This is a genomic window from Hyphomonas sp. (assembly GCF_965284475.1).
Classification (GTDB): Bacteria; Pseudomonadota; Alphaproteobacteria; order Caulobacterales; family Hyphomonadaceae; genus Hyphomonas.
Genome location: NZ_OZ260087.1, coordinates 3,319,800 through 3,345,347 on the forward strand (window position 1 = coordinate 3,319,800; position 25,548 = coordinate 3,345,347).

At 59.6% G+C, this 25,548-nt stretch carries 24 protein-coding genes; 14 read left to right on the plus strand and 10 right to left on the minus strand.

The window, feature by feature from the left end:
* The 10 genes from ACQ66M_RS16085 to ACQ66M_RS16130 all read left to right on the plus strand — a co-directional run bounded on the left by ACQ66M_RS16085 (window position 1) and on the right by ACQ66M_RS16130 (window position 13,104).
* Window positions 1-1,359, plus strand: coding sequence for a pyruvate dehydrogenase complex dihydrolipoamide acetyltransferase (locus ACQ66M_RS16085; protein ID WP_430405010.1), 1,359 nt, complete (start codon window positions 1-3; stop codon window positions 1,357-1,359).
* 18 nt (window positions 1,360-1,377) lie between these two features.
* Window positions 1,378-2,799: a dihydrolipoyl dehydrogenase gene (gene lpdA / locus ACQ66M_RS16090; RefSeq protein ID WP_430405012.1), complete on the plus strand. Its 1,422-nt coding sequence runs from the start codon at window positions 1,378-1,380 to the stop codon at window positions 2,797-2,799.
* Window positions 2,800-2,873: 74 nt separating this feature from the next.
* Window positions 2,874-4,010 (plus strand): DUF2891 domain-containing protein, encoded by a 1,137-nt coding sequence (locus tag ACQ66M_RS16095; RefSeq protein ID WP_430405191.1) that lies wholly within the window; start codon window positions 2,874-2,876, stop codon window positions 4,008-4,010.
* On the plus strand, window positions 4,007-5,215 hold the full coding sequence (locus ACQ66M_RS16100) for an Nramp family divalent metal transporter (protein WP_350172215.1): 1,209 nt from the start codon (window positions 4,007-4,009) through the stop codon (window positions 5,213-5,215). The genes ACQ66M_RS16095 and ACQ66M_RS16100 overlap by 4 nt, the downstream gene beginning before the upstream one ends.
* The gene (gene pxpA, locus ACQ66M_RS16105; protein WP_430405013.1) at window positions 5,212-5,973 is read left to right on the plus strand and encodes a 5-oxoprolinase subunit PxpA; all 762 of its coding nucleotides are present in this window, start codon (window positions 5,212-5,214) and stop codon (window positions 5,971-5,973) included. Before ACQ66M_RS16100 ends, pxpA begins: the two co-directional genes overlap by 4 nt.
* Window positions 5,970-6,605 (plus strand): 5-oxoprolinase subunit B family protein, encoded by a 636-nt coding sequence (locus ACQ66M_RS16110; RefSeq protein ID WP_430405015.1) that lies wholly within the window; start codon window positions 5,970-5,972, stop codon window positions 6,603-6,605. The genes pxpA and ACQ66M_RS16110 overlap by 4 nt, the downstream gene beginning before the upstream one ends.
* A complete protein-coding gene (locus ACQ66M_RS16115; protein WP_350172220.1) occupies window positions 6,602-7,528 on the plus strand; it encodes a biotin-dependent carboxyltransferase family protein in 927 nt (308 codons plus the stop codon). Before ACQ66M_RS16110 ends, ACQ66M_RS16115 begins: the two co-directional genes overlap by 4 nt.
* Before the next feature lie 59 nt (window positions 7,529-7,587).
* The gene (locus ACQ66M_RS16120; protein WP_430405017.1) at window positions 7,588-8,343 is read left to right on the plus strand and encodes an ImuA family protein; all 756 of its coding nucleotides are present in this window, start codon (window positions 7,588-7,590) and stop codon (window positions 8,341-8,343) included.
* Entirely contained in the window at window positions 8,231-9,841 is a 1,611-nt protein-coding gene (locus ACQ66M_RS16125) for a Y-family DNA polymerase (protein WP_350172224.1), read from the plus strand. The genes ACQ66M_RS16120 and ACQ66M_RS16125 overlap by 113 nt, the downstream gene beginning before the upstream one ends.
* Window positions 9,838-13,104, plus strand: a complete 3,267-nt coding sequence (locus ACQ66M_RS16130; RefSeq protein WP_430405019.1) for an error-prone DNA polymerase — start codon at window positions 9,838-9,840, stop codon at window positions 13,102-13,104. The genes ACQ66M_RS16125 and ACQ66M_RS16130 overlap by 4 nt, the downstream gene beginning before the upstream one ends.
* Here the strand turns inward: ACQ66M_RS16130 and ccoS are convergent.
* The 8 genes from ccoS to ccoN are packed head-to-tail and all read right to left on the minus strand — an operon-like array spanning window position 13,076 to window position 20,829.
* The gene (gene ccoS, locus ACQ66M_RS16135) at window positions 13,076-13,255 is read right to left on the minus strand and encodes a cbb3-type cytochrome oxidase assembly protein CcoS (RefSeq protein WP_350172228.1); all 180 of its coding nucleotides are present in this window, start codon (window positions 13,253-13,255) and stop codon (window positions 13,076-13,078) included. The two genes, ACQ66M_RS16130 and ccoS, sit on opposite strands and share 29 nt — an antisense overlap.
* Window positions 13,255-15,468, minus strand: a complete 2,214-nt coding sequence (locus ACQ66M_RS16140) for a heavy metal translocating P-type ATPase (protein WP_350172230.1) — start codon at window positions 15,466-15,468, stop codon at window positions 13,255-13,257. The genes ccoS and ACQ66M_RS16140 overlap by 1 nt, the downstream gene beginning before the upstream one ends.
* Window positions 15,465-15,983, minus strand: a complete 519-nt coding sequence (locus ACQ66M_RS16145) for a FixH family protein (RefSeq protein ID WP_350216433.1) — start codon at window positions 15,981-15,983, stop codon at window positions 15,465-15,467. Before ACQ66M_RS16145 ends, ACQ66M_RS16140 begins: the two co-directional genes overlap by 4 nt.
* The gene (gene ccoG, locus ACQ66M_RS16150) at window positions 15,983-17,443 is read right to left on the minus strand and encodes a cytochrome c oxidase accessory protein CcoG (RefSeq protein ID WP_430405021.1); all 1,461 of its coding nucleotides are present in this window, start codon (window positions 17,441-17,443) and stop codon (window positions 15,983-15,985) included. Before ccoG ends, ACQ66M_RS16145 begins: the two co-directional genes overlap by 1 nt.
* 8 nt (window positions 17,444-17,451) lie before the next feature.
* Window positions 17,452-18,339, minus strand: coding sequence for a cytochrome-c oxidase, cbb3-type subunit III (gene ccoP / locus ACQ66M_RS16155; RefSeq protein ID WP_350172236.1), 888 nt, complete (start codon window positions 18,337-18,339; stop codon window positions 17,452-17,454).
* Window positions 18,332-18,493 (minus strand): cbb3-type cytochrome c oxidase subunit 3, encoded by a 162-nt coding sequence (locus tag ACQ66M_RS16160; protein ID WP_350172238.1) that lies wholly within the window; start codon window positions 18,491-18,493, stop codon window positions 18,332-18,334. Before ACQ66M_RS16160 ends, ccoP begins: the two co-directional genes overlap by 8 nt.
* A 9-nt stretch (window positions 18,494-18,502) precedes the next feature.
* A complete protein-coding gene (ccoO, locus tag ACQ66M_RS16165) occupies window positions 18,503-19,270 on the minus strand; it encodes a cytochrome-c oxidase, cbb3-type subunit II (protein WP_350172240.1) in 768 nt (255 codons plus the stop codon).
* 11 nt (window positions 19,271-19,281) lie between these two features.
* Window positions 19,282-20,829, minus strand: coding sequence for a cytochrome-c oxidase, cbb3-type subunit I (gene ccoN / locus ACQ66M_RS16170; RefSeq protein WP_430405193.1), 1,548 nt, complete (start codon window positions 20,827-20,829; stop codon window positions 19,282-19,284).
* A 258-nt stretch (window positions 20,830-21,087) separates the two neighbouring features.
* Between ccoN and ACQ66M_RS16175 the strand changes: the two genes are divergently transcribed.
* From ACQ66M_RS16175 to ACQ66M_RS16190, 4 genes are all read left to right on the plus strand, one after another.
* A complete protein-coding gene (locus tag ACQ66M_RS16175; RefSeq protein ID WP_350172242.1) occupies window positions 21,088-21,363 on the plus strand; it encodes a hypothetical protein in 276 nt (91 codons plus the stop codon).
* Window positions 21,364-21,456: 93 nt separating this feature from the next.
* Window positions 21,457-22,623 (plus strand): sensor histidine kinase, encoded by a 1,167-nt coding sequence (locus ACQ66M_RS16180; protein WP_350172244.1) that lies wholly within the window; start codon window positions 21,457-21,459, stop codon window positions 22,621-22,623.
* Complete coding sequence (locus tag ACQ66M_RS16185; RefSeq protein ID WP_350172246.1) at window positions 22,620-23,246, plus strand: response regulator transcription factor; 627 nt, start codon at window positions 22,620-22,622, stop codon at window positions 23,244-23,246. Before ACQ66M_RS16180 ends, ACQ66M_RS16185 begins: the two co-directional genes overlap by 4 nt.
* 71 nt (window positions 23,247-23,317) lie before the next feature.
* Window positions 23,318-23,704: a response regulator gene (locus ACQ66M_RS16190; RefSeq protein WP_350172248.1), complete on the plus strand. Its 387-nt coding sequence runs from the start codon at window positions 23,318-23,320 to the stop codon at window positions 23,702-23,704.
* Between the two features lie 257 nt (window positions 23,705-23,961).
* Here ACQ66M_RS16190 and ACQ66M_RS16195 read toward each other — a convergent pair whose 3' ends face one another.
* Complete coding sequence (locus tag ACQ66M_RS16195) at window positions 23,962-24,771, minus strand: MBL fold metallo-hydrolase (RefSeq protein ID WP_430405022.1); 810 nt, start codon at window positions 24,769-24,771, stop codon at window positions 23,962-23,964.
* Window positions 24,768-25,541, minus strand: a complete 774-nt coding sequence (locus ACQ66M_RS16200; RefSeq protein WP_350172252.1) for a TatD family hydrolase — start codon at window positions 25,539-25,541, stop codon at window positions 24,768-24,770. The genes ACQ66M_RS16195 and ACQ66M_RS16200 overlap by 4 nt, the downstream gene beginning before the upstream one ends.
* Window positions 25,542-25,548: the final 7 nt, after the last annotated feature.

A 25,548-nucleotide genomic window follows, 5' to 3' on the forward strand; every position in this document is an offset into this window, starting at 1 on the left:
ATGAGCATCAACATTACCATGCCCGCACTGAGCCCGACAATGGAAGAGGGCACGCTCGCCAAATGGCTTGTAAAGGAAGGCGACACCGTCTCGTCCGGTGACATCATTGCCGAGATCGAAACCGACAAGGCTACGATGGAAGTCGAGGCCGTCGATGAAGGCACGATCGCAAAAATTCTGGTTTCCGAAGGCACGGAAGGCGTGAAGGTGAACGCCGTCATAGCCGTGCTCGCCGAAGAGGGCGAAGACGCATCATCGATCAAGACGCCCAAAGAGTCCGCTTCCCCGGCGAACGCCGGGGCCCCGGGCAACCAGGAAAAGAAGCCGACGTCGGAGACTGAACCCAAATCTTCCAAGCCGGAGCCGAAATCTGCCGCGCCTGCGAAATCCGAAACGGCGCCCAAAACCGAAAAACTCGCTTCCACGCCTCTCCCAAGCGCCAACACATCAGATGGCCGCATCAAGGCGAGTCCGCTTGCCCGCCGCATTGCTGACATGAAAGGCATCGACCTTAAGGCCCTCAAAGGCACTGGCCCACGCGGACGCATCATCAAGCGGGATGTGGAAAATGCCAAGCCAGGCGCCGCCGCGCAATCGGCCGGCAAGGGCGCGCCCGCGCCGGATGGGCTCATCCTGCCGCAAATCCTCGATGATCGCGTCTATGCGCCAGACAGCTATACGCTGGAGCCGCTCGACGGCATGCGCAAGGTTGTCGCCAAGCGCCTGACGACCAGCTTCATGCAGGTGCCACACTTCCCGCTGACGATTGACCTCGAACTCGATCATCTCCTTGCGAGCCGCGCGGCCATCAATGCGGCCGCGCCGGATGGCATCAAGGTCTCGGTCAATGACCTGCTCATCAAGGCCAGCGCCATGGCCCTGATGGATGAACCCGATTGTAACGCATCGTACACGGACAAGGGTATCGCATATCACAAGCATGCAAACGTCTCGGTCGCCGTGGCCATCGATGGCGGGCTCATCACGCCTGTCATCTTCAATGCCGAAACCAAGGGGCTTGCCGAGATTTCCGAAGAGATGAAGGACCTCGCCACCCGCGCCCGCGAGCGCAAGCTGAAGCCGCAGGAATATTCCGGCGGTACATTCAGTATCTCCAATCTGGGCATGTTCGGCATCCGGAACTTTGCCTCGATCATCAACCCGCCCGAAGGCATGATCCTGTCGGTCGGGGCAGGGGAGAAGCGCCCGGTCGTCAACGCCAAGGGTGACCTCGCCGTCGCGACGGTGATGAGCGTCACACTCACCTGCGACCACCGCGTCGTCGGAGGCGCGGAAGGGGCGAAGTGGTTGCAGGCCTTCGAGCGCTATGTCGAGACGCCGGAAGCAATGCTGCTCTAAGCGGCGTAAGGATATCTTATGAGTACCCAATACGACCTCATCGTTATCGGATCCGGCCCTGGCGGCTACGTTTCTGCCATCCGCGCCAGCCAGCTTGGCCTGAAAACGGCCATCGTCGAACGCGAGGCCCTGGGCGGTGTCTGTCTCAACTGGGGCTGCATCCCGACAAAGGCACTGCTGCGTTCGGCTGAAGTCATGCACCTCGCCAAGCATGCCAAGGATTTCGGCCTCAAGATCGACAAGGTCGAGGTTGATCTTGATGCTGTGGTCAAACGCTCGCGCGATGTTGCCGGTCAGCTTTCGGGCGGCGTCAAGTTCCTGATGAAGAAGAACAAGATCGACGTCATCGAAGGCACGGCCCGCCTCGAAAAAGGCACACCTGCGCCGAAGGTCATCGTCAAGGGCAAGGACGGCAAGGACACAACCCTCCAGGCGAAACACGTCATGCTCGCCACCGGCGCCCGCGCCCGCGACATTCCGCAGGCTGGCCTCGTTGCCGATGGCAAGCTGATCTGGACCTATCGTGAAGCCATGACGCCTGACGTGATGCCCAAGCGCCTCCTCGTCATCGGCTCCGGCGCCATCGGCATCGAGTTTGCCAGCTTCTACAACGAGCTCGGCGCCGAGGTAACCGTCGCTGAGGTCCTGCCGCGTATCCTGCCCGTCGAGGACGCCGAAATCTCCGCCATGGCGGAAAAGGATTTCAAGAAGCAGGGCCTCAACATCATTACCGGCGCCAAAGTTGAAAACCTGAAAGCCGGCAAGAACACGGTCACCGCCGATATCACCAACAAGGACGGCAAGAAGGAGTCGAAAGAATTCGACCGGGCCATCCTTGCCGTCGGCATTGTCGGCAATGTCGAAAATCTTGGCTTGGAAGCGCTTGGCGTGAAAGTCGAAAAAACCCACGTTACCGTCGACGGCTTCGGCAAGACCGGCGTACCGGGCCTCTATGCCATCGGTGATCTCACCGGCCCGCCATGGCTCGCCCACAAGGCCAGCCATGAAGGCGTCGTGTGCGTTGAAGCCATTGCCGGCAAGGGAAAGGACCATGCCGAGCCTTTCGACGCCTCCAACGTGCCCGGGTGCACCTATTCACACCCCCAGGTCGCCAGTGTCGGCCTCACCGAAGCCGCTGCGAAGGAAAAGGGCTACGACATCAAGGTTGGCCGTTTCCCCTTCATCGGCAATGGCAAGGCCATCGCCCTTGGCGAAACGAATGGCATGGTCAAAATCGTGTTCGACAAGAAGACCGGTGAGCTGCTCGGGGCCCACATGATCGGCGCGGAAGTGACCGAACTGATCCAGGGCTATGTCATCGCCCGTCAGGGCGAACTCACCGATATTGATCTTGCACACACCATCTTCGCGCATCCGACCATCTCGGAAACCATGCATGAAGCGGTGCTCGACGCTGACGGCAGAGCCCTGCACATCTGACCCGGCACTTGCCCCAGCACGCTGTGGGCTGGTACGCATGATGATGCCCGTTCATCATCGGAGGATATTGCGTGATACGCTACCTGGCCATGGGCCTCGCCGCCTGCCTGCTTGCTGCCTGTGCGCCCGCTCCTGCGCCTGAAACGGATGTCGCGCCACCCGCGCCAGCGCTTGTCCTCCCGGACTCCCGGGAAGGGGTCGTAACCGATCGCTTTGCGCGTCTGGCCTTGCATTGCGTCCACCGCGAGTACCCCAACAAGATCAGTCACGTCATGAACAGCGATGCGGATGCGGCAACGCCGCGCGAACTCTATCCGGCATTCTATGGCTGCTTCGACTGGCATTCCTCGGTGCATGGCCATTGGCTGCTTGCCCGCATCCTGAACACTGATCCCGCCACGCCCTATCGCGACGCCATTATCACGGCGCTGGGCCACAGCTTCACGCCCGAAAACATTGCCGGCGAGGTCGCCTATTTCAGGGCTGAAGGCCGGGCGAGCTTCGAGCGTCCCTATGGCACCGCCTGGTTCCTCCAGCTGATGACCGAATTGCGGGAATCCGATCTTCCCGAAGCCAATACCTGGGTGGGCGCACTGGAACCGCTGGAAGCGCTCATAGAGGCGGAGACATCCACTTGGCTCACCAAGCTCGCCTATCCGATCCGTCTCGGTACTCATAATCAGACCGCCTTCGCCTTCGGCCTGATGCTGGATTGGTCGAAAGCCAGCAATGCGGGCGCCTTCAACGCTCAGCTGACCCGCAAAGTGCTTGAATTTCATGCCAGTGATGTGAATTGCCCGCTTGCCTATGAGCCGTCCGGCGAAGACTTCCTCTCACCCTGCCTGATGGAAGCCGACCTGATGCGCCGCGTGATGCAGGCGGACCAATATGCGACCTGGCTCCAGGCCTTCCTGCCGCAAATCCCGACAAACGCAACGGGCGACTGGCTGCTGCCCGGCGTCGTGCTTGACCCGTCCGACGGAAAGCTCGTTCACCTCGATGGCGTGAACCTGTCACGTGCCTGGGCACTGGAGGGCATTGCGAGCGCCCTGCCTGAAGGCGACGCGCGTATCCCGTCTCTCCTTGCTGCCGCAGAGCTGCACAAGGAAGCGGGTATCGCCGCCGTCAGCGACACGCATTACTCCGGCAGCCACTGGCTCGCGAGTTTTGCGACCTATCTCGAAACCCGACGCGGGATCAGCCCGCAATGAAACTACCCATTGGCCCCGGCGCACTCGTCGCAGCGGCCTTCATTGGTCCAGGCACAGTTACCACGTGCACGCTTGCCGGCGCAAACTTCGGTTTCGCGCTGATCTGGGCACTGGCCTTTGCAACGATCGCGACCATTATCCTGCAGGACATGTCAGCCCGGCTCGGAGTCATGGGCCGCGTCGGCCTCGGCGAGGCGCTGGTTAGCGGAACGGGTAACCGGTTCGTCAAATGGGGCGCGGCCGGGCTGGTTCTCGCCGCGCTTGCATTGGGGAACGCCGCCTATGAAGCCGGCAACCTGTCCGGCGGCGCACTTGGCCTTGAAGCCATTTTCGGGGCAGGGGAGCAATCCCGGCGGATCATCATTCTGGTTCTTGCTTCTATTGCTGCCGCCGTCCTCCTGTTCGGTCGCTACAAGCTGATCGAGCATGTTCTCGTTGCGCTGGTCATCGTCATGAGTCTCGCCTTCGCCGGAAGCGCCATTCTGGTGAGGCCGGATCTCGCCGCGATGATTGGGGGGCTCGTACCGCGCGTGCCGGAGGCAGGTCTTCTGACATCTGTCGCCCTGATCGGCACGACCATCGTGCCTTACAATCTCTTCCTGCATGCTGCCTCTGCGCGCGAGCACTGGCCCGAGGCAACGCCGCAGGCCCTCGAAGAGGCCAAGCGCGATACGCGTGTGTCTGTCGGACTCGGTGGCCTGATCTCCATCCTCATTCTCACCACAGCCGCATCCAGTCTGTTTGGCTCTGCCCAGCAGATATCCGGCGCGGCCGACATGGCCGCCGCTATCGCACCTACCTATGGCGAGGCCGCGCGCTATCTCGTTGGCATTGGCCTTTTCTCGGCAGGCCTGACCTCGTCCATCACGGCGCCCCTCGCCACCGCCTACGCCCTTAGCGAGATTGCCCGGAAACCCCGCACGGGCAACCTCTTCAAGGGCGTCGCCCTCACCATCCTGCTGACCGGTACGGTTGTCGCATTGATGGGCTATCGCCCGGTGAGCATCATTTTCGTGGCGCAGGTCGCCAATGGCCTGCTGCTTCCCATCGTGGCTGTCTTCCTGCTCCTGGCCATGAACCGACGGTCGCTGCTGGGTGACCAGGTCAATGGTCCGATCGCCAATGCACTCGGCGCGCTTGTCATTCTGATCACATTCGGACTGGGACTTCGCATCATCCTGCGCGCTTTCGGAGTGTGGCCATGATGCGGGAAATCTGTCTCAATGCGGATATAGGGGAATTGCCAGGCACCCATGGACGGGCGCTGGATCGGGCAATTCTCGACGTGGTTACGCGTTGCAGCATTGCGTCGGGTGGGCATGCCGGCGACCCGGAAAGCATGACGGCAACGGTCAAGGCGGCTGATGCGCGCAACGTGCTCATCGGCGCACACCCATCCTATCCTGACAGGGAAGGGTTTGGCCGAAAGACGATGGCGATGTCACAGATCGATCTCAGCGCCACCTTGCTGCAGCAGGTGCGGGCGCTGGCTGCCATCGCACGTGAGCGGGGCGTGCCGCTTGCCCACCTGAAACCGCACGGCGCACTCTACAATACAGCCGCACATGATGAAGATGTCGCGCGGACCATAGTCGACGTCACGATCCAGTCGCGTATCCCGATGCTGATTGGTCCGCCCAACTCCCAGTTGGCGCTAGCTGCGCGCCAGGCGGACCTGCCCTATCTGGCCGAAGGCTTTGCTGACCGGGCCTATGAGGCCTCGGGCGATCTCACACCGCGCACAATAGAAGGCGCCGTCATTGCCGCCGACGAAGACCGCGTCCGCCAGGCGGTCCAGATCGCGTCCACCGGGCAGGTCACGACCCGTACGGGCGAGACAATCCAGCTGCCTGTCCGCACGATCTGCGTTCACGGTGACTCGCCTGGAGCCTTGGCCAGTGCACGCTCTATTCGCGCCGCGCTGATCCGTTCTGGCATTGCCGTCGCCGCTGTCGTCCCATGAGCCACCCAGTCATTACCTTCTGCGGCGACGATGCCTTGCGCTTCGTCGTGACCGATCAGGAGACGCGCCTGGCACGTGTTCGCCAGCTGCTCGCCACGGACGACTGGTGCGAAGTCGTTCCCGGGCGCAAGGACATCAGCGTTCAGTTCAACCCGCACGAGCACACCCCTGCCACCGCCATGGCGCACCTCTCGCGCACCCTTTCCACACCCGCCCCCCACCTCTCGGGCACCCCTGAGACGATCAAACTGCCTGTCCATTTTGGCGGAGCAGACGGTCCGGACCTCAAGGACATTGCCGCTCATATTGGCCTGTCAGACGCGAATATCATCGCGCGCCTGCTGGCGGCGCCGCTGACGGTTGATATGCTCGGCTTCACGCCCGGCTTTGCCTATATGTCAGGCCTTCCCGAAACGTTCGAAATTTTACGCCTTGTGCAGCCCCGACAGCAGGTTCCAGCAGGATCAATCGGCCTTATTACCGGCCAGTGCGGGCTTTATGCGCTGGCAGGCCCGGGCGGTTGGCCAATCATCGGGCGTGCATCTGTTTCGCTGTTCAATGCCTCATCGTCAAACCCATTCCGTCTTCGGGCCGGAACACGGGTCCAGCTCGTCGACGCAACCGAGTCATGAGTCTCACAATCCTTCAGCCCGGTGTACAGATGACGCTCCAGGGCGCGCCGCGCGTCGGTCATCGCCATCTTGGCGTCCCGGTGAGTGGCCCGGCCGATCCCTTGTCCATGGCGCTGGCCAATCGTCTTGTCGGAAACGCCAGTGTCGCGACAGCCATCGAGGTCACCTTCGGCGGCGCTGCGATCCGGTTCGACACGCCCGTCAGCTTTGCGATAACTGGGGCGCTGTCTGATCTGACACTCGCAGGTCAGCCTGTTGCGGCCCACATGACCCTTTCTGCTCAGGCAGGAGATACGCTCAGGATAGAGCCTGCGCGGCAAGGTTGCCGGGTCTATATCGCCATCGCGGCCGCTTTGGAGGCGACGGATTTTCTCGGTTCGACATCGACCTATCTTCCCGCTGAGCTCGGTGGACACGCGGGCAGGGCGTTTAAGCCGGGTGATACGGTCGGGTTTGGCGATGCACGCAATGTTCCCGAACTGGCAACGCCTCGGGACCTTCAGCCCGTCTGCAGCAACAGCTACACGTTGCGCGCCATCGAAGGGCCGGATTATCCGGCCGGGGCGCATGGCTTGTGGGACAGTGGTTTCACCGTCACCCAACGCGCCAGCCGCATGGGTATCGAACTGGAAGGTGAATTCCCGTGCTCGGCTGAAGGTGTAAGCCGCCCCAGTTCGGCGATCTTTCCGGGCGCATTACAGCTTCCTCCGGGTGGGCGCGGTTTCCTGCTCCTCGCAGACGCGCAGACGACCGGTGGCTATCCGCATATCCTGCAGGTCGCGCGGGCCGACCGCCACCTCCTCGGGCAGGTCCGTCCCGGGGATCGGATACGCTTCCTGCATAGGACACGACAGCAGGCGACAGATGCCCTGCGTGCAAAGCAGGCCTTGCTGTCATCGTGGCTGCCAGATTTTTTCCTTTGAATCCGTCATGCGGCGGGGGCTTAACTTGACTCTGAGGCAAAAGAACAAAATAAGAACATATGGATCTCGCAACCCTCAAGGCGAAAGGTATCGTGCGTGCCCATTCGGCGCGCACGCCGATACGCGCGCACTTTCCGTTCGGACTTGCCCAGGCTGGTGTCCACGAACTGGCAGAGGCGCGTTTCGGGGACATGCCGGCATTGACTGGCTTCGCCCTTGCGGCGCGTGCCGAAGGAGGGGACGCAAGCAAGGCAGGCGCTATCCTCTGGGTGACGCAGGCTAAATTGGGTCTTGAGCATGGTTGCGTCCCCGACAGCGCGCTGCACGGCTTCTCTACGCACCATACACCCCGGCTGGTCGTTCATCCGGGCAAGTTGAGCGATGCGCTCTGGACAATCGAGGAAGCCATTGCCTCCAGCGCTGTTTCACTCGTGGTCGCGGACGTATCCGGTGCGGATTTTACCGCGACACGCCGCCTCGCGCTCGCCTCGGGGCGCCACGGCGTGCCTGTCATCCTCCTCATGCCGTATGGCCGGGAAGGGGCGACGGCGGCCGAGGCGCGCTGGCGCATCGCTTCCAGGCCCTCCTCACCCAACCGCTACGACCCCCGCGCGCCCGGCGCACCCCGCTGGCATGCCGTACTCGAGCGCTCCCGTACGGCCCCGCATTTCGCAGGGCACAGCTTTGATCTTGAGTGGAACGATGAAACGCTATCTCTCACTGTGGTTCCCGGACTGGCCGCTGGACAGGTTGCGCCGCCAGCGCCTCCACACGGCGGGGCGCCCGATGCGTCCGGCATCCGCCAGACCGGTTAACCCGCCGCCTTTCGCCCTGACGGAAAGCGGACAGGCCGGTCTTGTCATTGCCGCCGCCAATTGCACGGCCCTGAAACACGGCATCAGTCCGGGCTTGCGCTTCACCGATGCCCGGGCCCGTGTGCCGGAACTCCTGTACGACGAGATCGACCGCGAAGCCGATGCGCGTGGCCTGCGCGCGCTGGCTGGCTGGATGGTTCGCTGGACACCTTTGGTAGCACTTGATGGTGCGGATGGCCTGATGCTTGAGACAACGGGTTGCGATCACCTGCATGGGGGCGAGGCCGCCATGGTTGGAGCTCTGTCCCAACGGCTAGCCCGGTCTGGTTGCGCCCACAGGATAGGTCTGGCCGGCACGCCCGGCGCGGCATCGGCCCTCGCACGCGCAGCAGCGAGGGAAGGCGTTCCAGTCTTGCTGCCCGAAGGCGCCGAACGGGATGGCCTTGCCGACTTGCCCGTCGCCGCACTACGCCTCTCGGCAGAATCCGTGACCCTGCTGCGCCGTTTTGGCCTTGTGCGGATCGGTCAGCTCTATGGCATCGACCGCAAGGCGCTGGCCCGCCGCTTCCAGTCACGTGAGATGTCAGATGCAGTTTGCCTCCGGCTCGATCAGGCGCTCGGCCTGCGCCTTGAGCCCTTGCGGCCACGACTGCCGCCGCCTGCACATGCCGCCCGGCTGCCATGCCCTGAGCCCATCGCCAGCAGCGATGGCGTGGCGGACGGGCTCCGGCAACTCACGGAAACCCTTTGCGCTGATCTTGGTCGCCTTGGCCAGGGCGCGCGCAGTTTTACCCTCCACGCCTTCAAGTCGGATGGAGACTTGTCCAGCCTGTCCGTCAGAGCTGCCCGGCCTGTCCGCAACCCGTCTCATATCCTGCGCCTTTTCCGCGAAACATTGGACAGCGTCGATCCCGGATTCGGCATCGACCTGCTCCTTCTGGAAGCCCATCGCGCAGGACCGATGAGTATCAGCGCTGTGGCCCTGTCGGGAGATCTCGCGGCGAGCGACACGGACGAGGCTGCATTGGCTGCGCTCGCTGACCGGATCGTCGCGAAACTTGGTGAAGGCAGTGTGCTCGTAAACAGTCCGCAGACAAGCCATGCGCCTGACCGCGCCGAATGCTGGCTACCCTATGAAGGTACCCTGCCACCTCCTTCCTGCCCCCCTGCCACTACCGGGCTCCGCCCCGTCCGCACACTCTCCCACCCCGAGCGTGTCGACGTGATCGCCGAGGTGCCGGATGGTCCGCCCTTGCGCTTTGTCTGGCGGCGTATCGTGCGAACCGTCTCACGTGCGGACGGACCGGAACGGGTCAGTCCCGAATGGTGGCGCAGCCTGCCTTCTGCAGGCGCCAAAGCGAGAAGCCTGCCACGTGCCCGCGATTATTACCGGGTTGAAGACAGCAGGGGCGCGCGCTACTGGCTCTTCCGCGAGGGCCTGTATGACGATGATCGCGGCGCTGCGCCTGAATGGTATGTGCAGGGCCTTTTTGCATGACCCCATATGCCGAACTTGCCGTCACCACGAATTTCTCCTTCCTCCACGGCGCTTCTCACGCTGTAGAGCTGGTCCAACGGGCCCATGAACTCGGTCTCGCCGCCATCGGTGTTGCGGACCGCAATACGTTGGCCGGTGTGGTGCGGGCGCATCTTGCGGCCAAGGCGGTTGGCATGCGCCTTCTTGTGGGCGCGCGACTTGTGCCGGAAGATGGTCCCGAACTTCTTTGTTACCCCACGGACCGCGCGGCCTACGGACGCCTCTCCCGCCTTCTGTCAGAGGGAAAGCTGCGGGCGGGGAAGGGCGACTGCAACATCCGTCTCTCCGATATTGCGGCCGCAAGTGAAGGGCAGATTTTCATCGCGCTTCCGCCAGAACGCTTCGGTCCGGGGTTTGAACAGGCCCTCCGGCGCATGGCCGGCCTCTGGCCGGGATGCATCTACCTGGCTGCGCGCTACAGTTTTCATGGACGCAACCATGAAAGGATCGCCCGGCTTGCCGATCTCGGCGCACGTTGCGGTGCCCCGATGATTGCCATCAATGACGTCCTGTATCACTCGCCCGTACGCCGACCCTTGCAGGATGTCATCACTTGTATCCGCGAGCATTGCACCATTGATACGGCCGGGTTCCGTCTTGAATCAAACGCTGAGCGGCACCTGAAATCGCCAGAAGAAATGACGCGTCTTTTCAAGGGATTCAGCCCCGCACTGAAGCGGACGCTGGACATCGTAGCACGCTGCAATTTCGATCTCGACGCGCTGGCATATGACTATCCGGACGAACCTGTGCCAACCGGCTCGACGCCGCAGCATCATCTGGAACACCTGACATGGAAGGGAGCAAACTGGCGGTATCCTGACGGAATCCCACCTCATATACAGGCCCAGTTGGCCAAGGAACTCAGCCTTATGGAAGAGCTGTCCTACGCACCATATTTCCTGACCGTCCACGACATTGTCGCCTGGGCGCGCTCGCAAGGTATCCTATGCCAGGGGCGTGGCTCGGCCGCCAATTCAGCCGTCTGCTTCTGCCTTGGCATCACCAGCGTCGACCCTGCCGAGACCAGTCTGCTGTTCGAGCGTTTTCTCTCACGTGAGCGCAAAGAACCCCCTGACATCGATGTCGATTTCGAGCATGAGCGGCGCGAAGAGGTAATCCAGTACATCTATCAACGCTATGGCCGCCACCGGGCGGCGCTGACGGCAACCGTGATTTCCTATCGACCTCGCTCAGCGGTTCGTGAAGTCTGTAAGGCACTTGGCCTTACCGAGGATATTTCCACGGCACTGGCCGGCTGTGTCTGGGGGAGCTGGGGCAATGATATTCCAGCGCCTCAGATCACCCAGGCGGGCCTTGATGCCTCAAGCCCCATGATCCGCCGCGCCATCGCCCTGACGCGCCAGCTGATCGGGTTTCCGCGTCACTTGTCCCAGCATGTCGGCGGGTTTGTCCTGACACGCGGGCCGCTCGTGGAGACCGTTCCGATCGGTAATGCGGCAATGCCCGACCGCACCTTTATCGAGTGGGACAAGGATGACATCAATGCGCTGGGTATCCTGAAGGTCGATATACTGGCTCTGGGCATGCTGACCTGTATCCGCAAGGCGTTCGATTCCCTGGAGGCCCATAAGGGACTGCGCTTCAATCTCGCCACCATCCCTTCGGACGACAAGGCGACCTATGACATGCTGTGTGAGGGCGACAGTCTAGGTGTGTTCCAGGTGGAAAGCCGGGCGCAGATGAATATGCTGCCCCGTCTCAGGCCGCGCACATTCTATGACCTTGTCATTGAGGTTGCGATTGTTCGCCCCGGTCCCATACAGGGTGACATGGTGCACCCTTACCTGCGACGCAGGAAAGGGCTGGAGACCGTCCGATACCCAAGCCCGGCACCCGAACACGGCCCGCCAGACGAACTCGCCAACATTCTGAAACGTACGCTTGGCGTCCCGCTGTTCCAGGAGCAGGCGATGCAGATATCCATTGATGCCGCCAAGTTCACACCCGACGAAGCCAACGGTCTGCGCCGTGCCATGGCCACCTTCCGCAAGGTCGGGACGATCCAGAATTATGAGGGCATGATGGTGTCACGCATGGCGGAGCGTGGTTACCGGCTTGAGTTTGCGCAGCGTTGCTTTGATCAGGTGAAGGGTTTTGGTGAGTACGGTTTTCCTGAAAGCCACGCGGCGTCATTCGCCCTGCTTGTCTATGTGTCGTCCTGGCTGAAATGCCACCACCCGGACGTGTTCTGTGCGGCTCTGCTGAACAGCCAGCCAATGGGCTTTTATGCCCCCGCCCAGATTGTACGGGATGCGCGCGAGCATGGTGTCGACGTGCGCTGCGTAGACGTGAATTACTCAGACTGGGACAATACACTTGAGCCTGCGGGCACAGGCAGCGGACTGAGAGCGGTGCGACTTGGATTTCGGCAAGTCGATGGTGTGCGCGAAGATGAAATGGAAGCGCTGATGCGTGCGCGGGGGCAGGGCTTCGATACGCTCGATGAGGTGCGCTTGCGCACGGGATTGACGCGCCGTGCGATGGAGTTGCTTGCAGCCGCAGACGCTTTCGGATCGTTGGGGCTCTGTCGGCGGGACGCTTTGTGGGCCGTGCGCGGCGATACGGCTGGCAGCACCTTGCCCCTGTTCGAAGCGGCCAAGCTCGCCGAACAAGGCAGGGATTCTGTGACACAGCTCCCCCGGATGCCGGATTCCGAACAGGTGATCCAGGACTACCAGACAACGCGGCTTTCGCTAAAGGATCACCCTTTGCGGTTCCTGCGCCCGTTCTACGACTCGCAGCGCATTCTTACGACGGCTGAAGCGGTTGCCATGCCAGACGGGCAGCGGGTGGAGACCTGCGGTCTGGTGCTCGTACGGCAACGTCCAGGCTCTGCCAACGGCGTTGTGTTCATAACAATCGAAGACGAGCTGGGTATTGCCAATATCGTTGTCTGGAAACGTGTCATGGAGCGATTCCGGCCAATCGTGATGGGGGCACGAATCCTGTCCGTTCGCGGGCGTGTACAGTCAGCCGATAGTGTCACGCATATCGTAGCCGAGCAGCTAATCGACCGCAGCGCCGACCTGGCACTGCTCTGCGAGGAATACATGACCGATCCGCTAAAGGGTGTCCTTGCCAATGCAGACGAAGTGAAGCGCCCGGTACCGGAAGGGCGATGGCCAGCCGCTGAGGAGGGCGACATGCGGCGTCACCCAAGGAATCTCAGGGCTATTCCTCGGAGTCGTGATTTTCACTAGGAGGGAGCGGGCGGTCTTCATCAACCAGAATGCGGGTGGCGGCGCCGTCTGGATCGTCAAACTGGCCCGATCGGGCGGCCCACAAGAATGCGATCAGGCCAATCAGGCCCATGCCAAGCGCGATGGGGATGAGAAGCAACAAGCCCGACACTAGAGACGCTCCGACATCGTGTTCAAGCGCAATGCATTGAGCGACACCAGAATGGACGAGGCTGACATGGCGATTGCGGCAACAAGTGGCGTTGCGTGGCCACTAATGGCAATCGGGACCGCAACCAGATTATAAGCCGCAGCAAACCCGAAATTCTGCAGCATCACGACACGTGCCTGCTTGGCCACCGAAATCAGCCGGGGGAGGGAGGTCAGGCCGCCGGAATAGACTGCGTCGCTTGCCGAACGACTGATATCCATGGCGCCGCCTGGCGCGACGGACGCATGAGCCAGCGCCAGGGCACCTGCATCGTTCAAGCCATCACCAACCATCAGGACCCGATGTCCTTTGGCCTGCAACTCTTCCAGTCGTTGAACCTTGTCGCGAGGCGATGCCTTCGCGCGCCACTTGGTGATGCCAAGCGTCTCTGCGACATCGCTAACAGCTTCTTCGCGATCACCGGAAAGGACTTCCATCCCGTAACCTGCGCGTTGCAAAGTGCGGATGGTCTCAATCGCATCATCCAGAATATGGTCGGCGAAATGAAACTGGATCGGTCGTTCGTCATCTTTCGCAAACCAGAGGGAACTGCTCGTGGTATGGCTTGGATTCACACTGACCCATTCGGCAGATCCCAGCCTGCATGTGACGCCGTCTATCACACCCTCGAGGCCGAGCCCGGGAAACTCCCGAACACCTGTTGCGATTGGCCCCGGACCAGCAATTTCGACCAAAGCCCGTGAAAAAGGGTGTCGGCTCGCGCGCGCCAGTTGCGCCGCATTGCTGAGTATATCTGGCGCGATCTCATCCACGAGGCGGGGTGTGCCGAGCGTGAGGGTGCCGGTCTTGTCGAATATCACGTAGTCGCATTGGGCCAGGCGCTCCAGGGCATCGCCCGACTTCAGGAACGTGCCGGACCTGAACAGGCGTCCCGAAGCAACGACCTGTGTCACCGGCGCCGCGAGCGCCAAGGCACATGGACAGGTAATGATGAGCGTTGAGACGCCGATCAGCAACGCATCGTTCACCCCCAAGCCTGCCATGAGCCAACCGAGGAATGCCAGCAACGCGGATGTATGGACGAACGGGACATAGAGGGAGACCGCGCGGTCTGCGATCTTCCGGTAAGTTGACCGACGCTGCTCCCCGGCGTCCAGCATCCGGGCAATATCCGAGAGTAGGGAGTCACTCGCTGCGCCGATGGCCCGGCCCTGCAGCGGCTGGGAGAGGTTCACGGTGCCGGCGAGCAGGCTCATACCGACAAATGTCGTTCGTGGAACGCTCTCTCCGGTCACCAGGCTGTCATCCACTTCTGAAAGCCCGGAATCGATTTTCATGTCGACCACGGCGCATTCGCCCGGCGACAAGAGAATTCGGTCTCCGGGCTCGATCTCACTTGCCCGAACGGATTTTGCTTGGCCGTCTTCGGCCAACCGCGTCACTGTTCGATTGGCCATCGCTGCGAGTTCACGCGCAGAGACATAGGCTTTCCTGCGCACGCGAGCATCCAGAAAGCGCCCGATCAACAGGAAGAAGAGCAGCATGACGGTTGCATCGAAATAGGCATGGTCGCCGCCCCTCACGGTTTCCGATACGCTCACGCAGAACGCAATTATCACCGCCAGCGAAATGGGTACATCCATATTGGCGTGCCCCCGTTTCAGAACGTTCCAGGCGGAACGAAAGAATACACGACCTGAAAACAGGATTGTCGGAAACGCGATCAGGCCGGAAATACCATGCAACATCCGGCGAGTGGCCTCGCCCATTTCTCCGTGGCCAGCCCATACCGACACCGAAAGAAGCATGATGTTGGCCGTTGCGAATCCGGCGACACCCAATGCAATCAGCAGACTGCGTTCTTCGCGTTGCTCATCGGAAACATTGCGGCTTTGATCCTGTGGCGAGACACCATAGCCGAGCGTACTAACCGCTAGAACAATCGTGTTTGCGCCGAGGTCCCCGCGCCACGCCACGTCGAGTGTACCAGTTGACAGATTGAGTCGCGCCGTCTCGACATCAGGCAATGCCTTCACGGCCGATTCGATCCGATTGATGCAGGCACCGCACTTGGCGCCGCGTATGGTGAGGCCGAGACGATTTTGTCCGCCGACGCGCCGTACAAAGGCAGAAGAGTCCGGTGCGTTTGTGGTCTCGGGTGGCGCAAGCCCTGTTGGACAACCGGCCGAAAGGCTGTCGTTAAGCGCCATCATTGCACCGTGAGGACCTTGGCAGCCGTGAATGAGCCAATCTCGCCTTCACCGGTGACGTCGGCATTTATCGTAACGTGCCATGCGCCAGATGCGAGCACTGGCAGAGTGCCTTGAAACTCACCCGCGCCAACGGGCGTAAGCTCCAGGCCAAGGTCGCTTTCCTGTGTTGCCGCGCGTCTTAACTCTCCTTTTACCGCGCGGGCGGGAAGGGGATTGCCATCGCCATCAAATAAGCGCGCAACGAGAATCTGCCCAGCATCTGTTTCAACAAGTCCGACTTCTGCTGTCCACATCATGTTCTGCTGATACGAACGCGATTCGATCGTCTTGTTGTATTGAAGGCCCTGCAAGTAGGAGTGTTTGACATGTTCGCCAGGAAAGGAAGTGATGGCCGCCCAAAGAAAGATGCCGTTCACGACGAACATCAATCCGAAAAAGCCGAGCATCCAGACGAGGACGTGGCGTCCTTTGAGCTGTTTAGGCGTGATCGACAGGGTTGGAGGGACGACTGACATCATTTGGCTCCGGCTGTAACAAATGCGGTTGCGCTCGTGTGGCTCTCGCCTGTCTCTGGGTCGGTTATGGTGATCTCCAGTGAAGATCTGTGTGGAAGAGAGGCCGCGGGGGCCGTTACCAGTATACGGAACCGATCGACGCCGTATTGCTCCAGGGGGAGTATCGTACTGACGGCATCTTCAGGTTTTGGCACACCTATAATCTCGAAATCGGCACCAGGTATTCCGGAAATGGAGATAACAGTTTCGCGTGCGGTTGTCGCCTTGTTGATCAGCTTGAGCGTGTAACCATTTCGCACATCTCCACCTGCGAGTTGCACGAAAGGCGGCGACCTGTCCTTCAGGACATTGACCTGGAACGTCGGCTTGTTTGCCAATCCAAACAGGATCAACCCGCTGATCGCGAGCATGAGAACCGCGTAGAGAACGGTCCGTGCCCGCACGAGTTTATATGTTGGCTTCTGCCCGGCAGCGCGGGCGGCCACAGCAAGATCGGTATCGTAAGCAATCAGGCCTGTCGGGCGATCGACCCGTTTCATGATCTCATCGCAGGCATCAATGCAGAGTGCGCAGTGGATGCATTCCAATTGGGCGCCATCGCGAATATCAATACCCATTGGACACACCTGCACGCATTGCTTGCAATCTATGCAGTCACCGCGGCCTTCGAATCCCTGCTCCTTGCGCAGTGCGCCGCGCGGTTCCCCGCGATCATAGCGATAGGTGACATTCAGGGCATAATCGTCGGTTAGAGCGCCCTGGATGCGGGGCCAGGGACACATATAGGTGCAGACCTGCTCGCGCATCCAGCCGGCTAGAAAATACGTCGTGAGGGTTAGAATTCCCGCAAAGAAATAGGCGGTGAGTGGGGCCTCACCTATGAAGAAGGTGCGCGCGATGGTCGGCGCATCATGCCAGTAGAGTACCCAGACTCCCCCCGTCAGGAACGCAATGATCAGCCAGACAATGTGCTTGCCGATCTTCCTTGCAGCTTTGTTGAAGGACCATGCAGCCTTGTCGAGGCGCATGCGCGCTGCGCGGTCGCCCTCAAATGCGCGTTCGACCCAGATATAAAGGTCGGTCCATACAGTTTGCGGGCATGTGTAGCCACACCATGCCCGGCCGAGCAGCGATGTCACGAGAAACAGGCCCAGGGTTGCGACAATCAACAGGCCCGCAAGGTAATAGACTTCCTGCGGCCATATCTCGATGAAGAAGAAGTAGAACTTCTCGCTCGAAAAATCAGCCAGAACCGCTTGGTTCGGAATGCCTTCTCCGCGTTCCCAGCGAACCCATGGAAGCAGGTAATAGATCCCCAGTGTCGCCGCCATGACGATCCACTTCACCATCCGAAACTTGCCGTGGGCGAGTTTCGGATAGATCTGCTTGCGCCCTTCGTACAGGGATGGCGGCCTTGGCGCTGCGCCAGCAGTATGTGCGGGGTTCGAAATCTGGTTCATGACTGCTCTTATTCACCGCCACCGAGTGAGTGGACATAGAGTGCCAGCGCCTTGATTGTCGGGTCGTCCAACCGTCCTTGCCAGGCCGGCATGTGGGCGTTGCGTGCATTGGAAATGCTGGCCGTGATATCCGATGGTTCTCCCCCAAACACCCATTCATCATCTGTCAGGTCCGGAGCGCCAACATCGCGGCTGCCTTTGGCATCATCGCCGTGACAGGAGGCGCACTGACTGGCAAAAAGTGTCGCGCCTTGCGACGAGGCGTCCATATCGGTCGCGCGGCCTGAAAAGCCCAATACGTGCTGCACCAGGTCGTCGATCTGTGACGATGTGAGGAGCTTGTCGCGCCCGAATGCCGGCATGGCTGAGAAGCGGGTCGCGTCGTCACCTTCATGCCGGATGCCGTGGCGGAGCGTGTATTCGATGCCGTCAAGTGTGCCTGACCAAAGCCAGACATCGTCAGCAAGCATCGGGTACCCTTTGGCACCGCGCCCGCCTGCGCCGTGGCATGTGGCGCAATTGTCGCCAAAGGCACTTTCTCCCATCGCCATCGCGAATTGCTGAAGGTTCAGGTCGTTCTGGATTTCGGTGAGTGAGGCTGTCAGCAGACGCTGAGAAGCAACGCTGCGCTCCGTCTGCATCGTCGCGACCTTGCTGGCGACCATCGCGCGGTCTGAATGCCCCAGAACACCCGGTGTATTCGTGCCGCCAAATCCCGGAAGTGCAGGAAGGGCCGGCATGAAGATCATGTAAACAATGGCCCACGCGATGGAAATGTACCAAACGATCAGCCACCAGCGTGGTAGCGGATTGTTGAGTTCCTTGATTCCATCCCAGGTGTGGCCAGTCGTTTCCACGCCGCTATGAACATCGACTTCTTTAGGCTGATCACTCATCGCCGGGCTCCTTGTCCTCGAGAGGCAAATAGGCTGCTTCGCGAAACTTGTTTCTGTTTGATGGCCAGAGGGCATATACGAGTGCGACGACGAACATCGCGACGAACAGTCCGAGGCCCCATGTTTGGGCAAATTTTGAAAGTATCTCGTACATTTTCGGCTCCTAGCGGCGGTTGCTCAGATCATCGGCCTCGTACGTCGAAAAATCGACGAGCGTGCCGGTCATCTGGAGATAGGCAACCAGGGCGTCCATTTCGGTGATGCGGGTTGGATCCCCATCATAGTCACCGATCAAAACAGTACCGGTGCGTTCGGCAGCCGCCTCGTAACGCGCTACCAGTGCATCCTGGTTGTCATAGTCCGCAGCCGGGTCGGCCTGGGCGATCAGGTCTGCCTTCGCATTCTCGACCATTTCGTCAGTGTAAGGTGTCCCTTCCATTCGCAGTGCTTTCAAATGGTCAGCTATGTCGTCAAAACGCAGGTCCTTGTCAGAAAGGAAGGCGTAGGGAGGCATGATTGACTCTGGCACAACCGATCTGGGGTCCTTCAAATGGTCCACATGCCACTCGTCGGAATACTTGCCTCCGACGCGCGCCAGATCCGGACCTGTCCGCTTTGACCCCCACTGGAACGGGCGGTCATACATGCTCTCAGCAGCGAGGGAGTAATGCCCGTAACGTTCGACTTCGTCCCGCAGTGGCCGGACCATCTGGGAATGGCAAGTGTAACAGCCCTCCCGGATGTAGATATTCCGCCCTGTCAGCTCGAGGGGTGTGTACGGGCGCATGCCCTTTACCTTCTCGATTGTATTTTCGAGATAGAAGAGCGGGGCGATCTCAACGATGCCGCCGACGGCGACAACCAGCAGAATGCCGACAGTCAGAAGCAGTGAATGGCGCTCAAGGGCCTGGTGTTTTTGGAACAATCCCATTTTTTCCGTTCCTATTCAGCAGGTTGAAGGGTGGCGGCGTGAGCCGGCGCGGATTTGGAGGCGTCTGCCGCCTCGCCGTGTCCCAGCGCCGTTCGCACAAGATTGTATGCCATGATCAGTGCACCCACGAGGTACAGGCCACCACCTGCAGCGCGGATCATGTAGCTGATATGCTTGGCTTCGACGGTTTCAATGAAGCTGTATTCAAGGAAGCCGTATTCGTTATAGGCGCGCCACATCAGGCCTTCCATGATGCCGGCGAAGTAAAGCGCCACGATATAGAAGACGATACCGATCGTCGCGAGCCAGAAATGCCACTCGACGAGGTTTCTCGAATAGAGTGCCGGACGTTTCCACAGCCATTGTGTGAGGCAGTAGAGCGCACCGAACGAGATGAACCCGACCCATCCGAGTGATCCGGAGTGCACGTGTGCAATTCCCCATTCGGTATAGTGAGACAGGGCATTGACGGCGCGCACACTCATCAGCGGGCCTTCAAATGTCGACATGCCGTAGAATGCGAGCGAGACGACCATCATGCGGACGACAGGATCCGTGCGCAATTTGTCCCACGCACCGGAAAGGGTCATGACGCCATTGATCATTCCGCCCCAACTCGGCATCCACAGCATCACCGAGAAGGTCATGCCCAGCGTCTGGGCCCACTGCGGCAGAGCGGTGTAATGCAAGTGGTGCGGTCCGGCCCAGATGTAGATGAAAATCAGCGACCAGAAGTGAACGATGGACAGGCGGTAGGAGTAGACCGGCCGCTGGGCACGTTTCGGAATGAAGTAGTACATGATGGCCAGGAAGCCGGTGGTCAGGAAGAAACCGACGGCATTGTGCCCGTACCACCATTGTGTCAGTGCATCCTGTACGCCCGCGAACAGTTGGTAGCTTTTCGAACCAGACAGGTTCACAGGAAGCGACAGGTTGTTGACGATGTGCAACATCGCGATTGTCACAATGAAGGACAGGTAGAACCAGTTGGCCACGTAGATGTGGGGTTCCTTGCGCTTCCACAGCGTGCCCAGGAAGACCAGCAGATAAGCCACCCATACGATCGTCAGCCACAGGTCAGCATACCATTCCGGCTCTGCATACTCTTTCGACTGGGTTACGCCCATCAGGTAGCCTGTGCCTGCGATGACGATGAACAGGTTGTAGCCCCAGAACACGAACCATGGCCAAAGGCCGCCAGCGATGCGCGTGCGGGACGTGCGTTGGACGACATAAAAACTGGTCGCAATCAACACGTTGCCCCCGAAGGCGAAAATCACCGCAGAGGTGTGCAGCGGGCGAAGCCGGCCAAAATTTGTCCAGCCAAGGTCAGGAAAATAGAACAGGCCAGGCCAGGTCAGCTGCAGCGCTATTATGAGGCCGACGAGGAACCCCGCAATACCCCAGAACATCGCCGCCGCGACCCCGAACTTTACAATCGTGTCTTCATAGTAGGTTTCGTCAAACGGGTTGCGGCCGTTAAGTCCGCCCGCCCAGATGCCAATTGATACCAGCGCAAATGCCGTCAGGAAGAAGAACAGCCATGCATGGGCCTCCATCATTGGGTCCACGGCATTGGCCGCGATCAACAGCGACCCCAGACATGCGATGGCGACGAATGTAGCGACGCTGGCGATACTGCCAGCTGCCGACGCTCGTGGCTTAGTTAGAGTGCTCACCGGATTTGCCCCTTTTTCAGACCTGCTTCAATTGGGTGCAAAATGCAGGGAGCCGCGTGCGGGTTGTATAGGGGTAAATACGGATGGGCTGGGCTGTCGCACCTTTAATAGTATCGGGGAACGCTATAGGAGGTTGGCATGAACAGAATTGCCTTGTTTATTCCAGGAATCGCAATGCTCGTCGTGGGGGCCACAAAGGTATGGATGCATACGCAATCCCTGCAGGCTCTCCTGTCAGTCCGCTGTGGACCAGAGGGGCTGTCGTCAGCCGCAAACGGCCCCACATTCTGGACGAGTATGTTTGCTGGTCATTGCTGGGGCTGCCCGGTCTCTTTTGCAGGGATTGCCATTATTTTCCTAGCGGCGGCGATTCAATTCAATCCGTTGGATAAGGTCGCCTTGCGCGCGCGCTAGGCTGGCCCGAATTAGGGCCGCTATGTTTCTTGCTCGCGACAATGAATTAGCTTGTGCATATGGAGTATAACCTGAGCCGAAGGAAACGACAGCATGACAGAGCCAGCTGATGGATCAGGACAAGTCTCGCTGTCGGCCGCCGATGTCGCCGCACTCCAGTCCCATCTGAAATCCATCCTGGAATCGGTACCCGACGGCATGATCGTGATTGACGAAACGGGTCAGATCCTGGCCTTCAGCAAAGCAGCAGAAGTCCTGTTCGGCTATAAGGCCGACGATATTATCGGCCGTAATGTGCGTCAGTTGATGGCGGGTCGGGACGAAACCAATCACGACCAATATATCAGCAATTATCTGAGGACCGGCAAGCGGCAGATCATTGGTGTCGGTCGGGTCGTGACCGCGCGACGGTCGGACGGCACCCTGTTCACCATCGACCTCAAGATTGGCGAAGCGAAAATCGGCGACCATTGGCTATTCACCGCATTCGTACGCGACCTGACCGAACAAATGCGCGCAGAGATGAGGATGCGCGAGATGCAGTCCGAGCTGGTGCATTTCTCGCGGTTGAGCGCAGTTGGCACGATGGCGTCTGCACTGGCTCACGAACTCAATCAGCCCTTGACGGCCGTAGCCAACTATCTTGAGGCAGGGCGGGATATCCTCGACAGCCCGGGAGAACAAAATCATGCACTGCTGCGTGAGGCGCTGGACGAGGGGGCAAGACAGGCTGTTCGCGCAGGCGACATCGTTCGCAAACTACGCGGATATGTCTCTCGAGGAGAGATAGACGCACGTTCGGTCGAGCTTCAGCCGCTGCTGAACGACGCCGCCGCCTTGGCGCGTCTGTCGTTGAGTTCCAAAGATGTGCCAGTCACACTGGACGTCGCACCTGACGTTGGAAACGTCCTGGCTGACCCAATTCAAGTCCAGCAAGTTGTGATCAACCTCGTGCGTAATGCGCAGGACGCGTTATCGACAACGCCAAATCCGAAGATCAGGATAAACGCGCAGCGCGGAGAGGATGGGCTGATTGAAGTTTCGGTTTGCGATAATGGCGCCGGTCTGGACGAGGACGTGAAGAAATCGCTCTTCAAACCGTTCACGACATCCAAGTCTGGAGGCATGGGGCTCGGATTGTCGATCTGCCAGACGATTGTCGAGGCTCATGGCGGCTCCATCTGCGCTGATTTGGCTCCGGACGGGGGTACGTGTTTCAGGTTCACACTTCGGTCTGATCCGGCTATCAATGCCGGATGAATGATCAACGCCTGATACATTTGGTCGATGATGATGAGGCTGTCCGCCACTCGGCCAGCTTTATGCTTCGCCACGCCGGGTTTTTGGTCAAGACCTATGCTGACGGGGTGCAATTCCTGGCGTGCGCCAAGGACGCCGATCCTGGATGCGTCCTGCTTGATGTCCAGATGCCACATATGGATGGGCTGGAGGTGCAGGAGCGCCTCAACGAGATCGGAGTCGCCTTTCCAATAATCGTGCTCACCGGTCATGGAGACGTCGAGGTGGCCGTCAAGGCAATGAAGGCCGGGGCGGTTGATTTTGTAGAAAAACCTTATGAGAAACAGACGCTTGTCGATGCGATTGCGCGCGCCTTCGACCGTATGGATGCCCGCAGCCTGAAGGATGTTCTCTCGGATGAAGCCAAAGGACGCGTTGAGCGTCTTACCCCTCGGGAGAAGGACGTTCTCGTGGGTTTGGTCGATGGTTTCACCAACAAGATGATAGCGGAAACACTCGATATATCGCCACGCACAGTCGAGATTCATCGCGCGAACCTGATGGAGAAACTCGACGCAACCAGCCTTTCCGGTGTGTTGAGAATAGCGTTTGCGGCTGGAATCGGCATGGAGCGCTCGCAGTAGGGGCTTCTACTTAAAGACAGCCCCAGCGGCGTATTTCAGACTGTCTGCTCATCTCATTTGCGCGGTAGGGCATGACTCAGGAACTCCGACAGGCAAGAACTGCTCAGATCGCGATCGTTGACGACAATGATGCCGTGTGCCGGTCATTGTCACTGCTGTTGCGCGCGAAAGGTTACGGTGTGTCGGTTTATGATAGCGGCCTGAATTTTCTCAACAGAAGCGAGGCGCCTGAATTCGATTGTGTGCTCATCGACTTCAAGATGTCGCCTCATGACGGATTCGATTTACTACGGGAGATCAGGGAGCGCGGGGAAACAATGCCGGCGATCATGATTACAGGCTGGCAGTCCAGTGACCTGATGGACCTGGCAAGAAAAGCCGGGTTCGAGGATCTTATCTATAAACCAATGCTCGATGATAAACTGATCGAAGCCCTGGATCAGGTCCTGTCCCACTGAACTGTCCAGGCCATGTGTGTTTTGAGGGAAGGGGCCCTGGTAGGGGCGACCAGGCCGACTCGTTAACAAGACCTTGCCAGCCTTTTTTGATAAGTACGTGGAGAGTGGATTGGCAAATGGGGGGCGGCATAAATGTCAGGTCTGATAAGACATTTCGGGTTCGCAGCCAGCCGACCGGCTAGAAAGCCTTGGGATTGAGCATGTTTCAAACCCGTGAGTCGCATAATCATCATTATGGGAAATAATGATGAGACGTATCATGCTGCGACATGCAGCTTCATGCCGTCAAAGCCGGGCTCCACACCGCCCGGAAGGTCCCTCTTGAGGGTCTGATAATCCATATCCACATGCATATTGGTCAGGATCGCACGCTTTGGCTTCAGTTTGGCAATCCACGCCAGGGCTTGCTCCAGATTTGCATGCGTTGGATGCGACGTGTAACGCAGCGCGTCTATGACAAATGTGTCGAGCCCTCTCAATCGATCAAGTGTTTCGTCCGGTAACACATTCACGTCGTTACAATATGCAAGTCCACCAATCCGGAAGCCGAGGCAGCGGATCCGTCCATGCTCCATATCGAGCGGCATGAATTCGATTTTTCCCCCGGGTCCGTCAACGGTAAACGGTTCGCCAGGTGTAATGTCGGGCATGGTATCAAGAATCGCTGGGTATCCGCCCATACCCTCAAAGCAATACTTGAACCTGCCGTGCAGCGACATACGGGTTGCTGCGTCCATATAAGTCGGGATCGGGCGTCTCATGGAAATCACCAGCGGCCGTACGTCGTCTATTCCATGCGTCTGGTCTGCATGATCGTGCGTGTAAGCAATCGCATCGAGATGGCGCACATCGGCTGCAAGCAATTGCTCGCGCATGTCCGGCGATGTATCAATCAGGATCCGGGTCCTGGCTCCGTCCGGCCCGATGCGGTCTATCAGTGCAGAGCACCGCGTTCGGCGATTGCGGACTTCTGAAGGATCACACGCGCCCCAGTCACCGCCAACACGAGGTACGCCTCCAGAGGAGCCGGTTCCGAGCAGCGTAAACTGATAGCCGTACTCCGTCACGTATCGGCCTTTGCGAAGAGCGCTCGCGCATTGGCGTCTGTGATCTGCTTCACGTCCTCCACATCCATGCCCTTGAGCCTTGCAAGCGCCTCGGCGACGTGGACGAGAAAGGCCGGCTCGTTGCGGCGCCCTCTCATCGGCATGGGCGCCAGATAGGGACAATCCGTTTCCAGAATGATCCGTTCCATCGGTATGTCTGTAATTACGTCACGAACTTCACTTGCGCTCTTGAAAGATAGGATGCCTGACACCGATACATATGCGCCGAGCGCCAGGCCGCGCTGCGCCAGTCGGGCCCCTCCGGTGTAGCAGTGCAGAAGCGGCTGGAAGGCCCCTTTGCTGTATTCGGCCTCAAGGATATCTCCCATCATGTCATCTGCTTCTCGCGTATGGAGGATCAAAGGCAGGCTGGTAATGCGAGATGCCTCAATGTGCTTTTGCAAGCTGCGTATCTGTGCATCTTCCGAGCTGTAGCCGTAATGAAAATCCAGCCCCGTTTCACCGATCGCCACCACGTCCGGACGCGCAGCAGCTTCGACAAGGTCGTCTACAGAAATATCGGGAAAATCTTTGCTATGATGCGGGTGCACACCAACTGAACACCAGATGTCCTTGTTTGCTGCCGCAATCGCGTGGACAGCGTCGAAATTGTCAAATCGGTCACAGATCGCCAGAAACCGTCTGACGCCGACCGTACGCGCGCGTTGCAGCACGTCTTCGAGATCGTCAGCGAATGCATCGCCGTGCAGGTTCACATGCGTATCAAACATGCGCGTT